This window comes from Chryseobacterium sp. KLBC 52, from assembly GCF_003347605.1.
In the GTDB taxonomy this organism is placed as follows: Bacteria; Bacteroidota; Bacteroidia; order Flavobacteriales; family Weeksellaceae; genus Chryseobacterium.
Genome location: NZ_QDFZ01000025.1, coordinates 1 through 751, shown reverse-complemented (window position 1 = coordinate 751; position 751 = coordinate 1). Strand labels below are relative to the sequence as shown.

Here is a 751-nt window from a genome sequence, read left to right as displayed (position 1 = left end):
GATTACGATTTGCTTTTTCATGATGGTAATATTTTATTGTTATTTTTTACTTAATTGTTATCTTTTGTATACTGCAAATTTATAATGGTGCTAAAATTTTCTTTGTAATGGAAAAAGGAAGTTCACGTAGTAAAATCACTACACGGTTTATTCATATGATTAATAGAAAAACCCTCAACACTTTACAGGTACTGAGGGCATGTATATTGATGTGTTTTTTTATTATAAAGCAGTCGCTGTATAAGTTACTGTTTGTGTATAAGTTCCCGCTGGCTTCCCTAAAATATCAGATGATGATGATTTTGCAGCTGGAATAGTGTAGTCCAGGTTCAGTGTTAATGCACTTCCCAGCGGGGCATTGGTGACTAAATTCTGATCTGTTGCAGATAAAACCACAGTATTTTTTGTTCCACCCATAGATCCGGCAGCTGTAGCTGCTTTAATCGTCAAAACATTCACAGGGATTAAGTTCGTTCCATTCATAAAATTAGCACCTCCTGCTTTTACTTTAACATTAAAATTCTTTGTGGAAGTAACTTTCAAAGAGTTCGCTTTGGTAATAGTCTGATCAGAGTTGTAGTCTGCTGCAGTAGCATAATTGAAGTCAACCGTATTACCAATGGCAGTACTTCCTGCGTCGATAGAGATTACGTCATTCAGGGTAATGTTTACGGTTGTAGTTGCGGTCGTATTTTGAGCTTGAACATTGCTAGTTCCCAATATGATGGCTCCAAAAGTTAAGGCTGTGATT

Annotated in this window: 1 protein-coding gene; it reads right to left on the bottom strand. The window is 36.1% G+C overall.

From position 1 onward, the window contains the following. Positions 1 to 222: 222 nt before the first annotated feature. Positions 223 to 750: a peptidoglycan-binding protein LysM gene (locus DDF69_RS20645; protein ID WP_114822444.1), complete on the bottom strand. Its 528-nt coding sequence runs from the start codon at positions 748 to 750 to the stop codon at positions 223 to 225. Position 751: the final 1 nt, after the last annotated feature.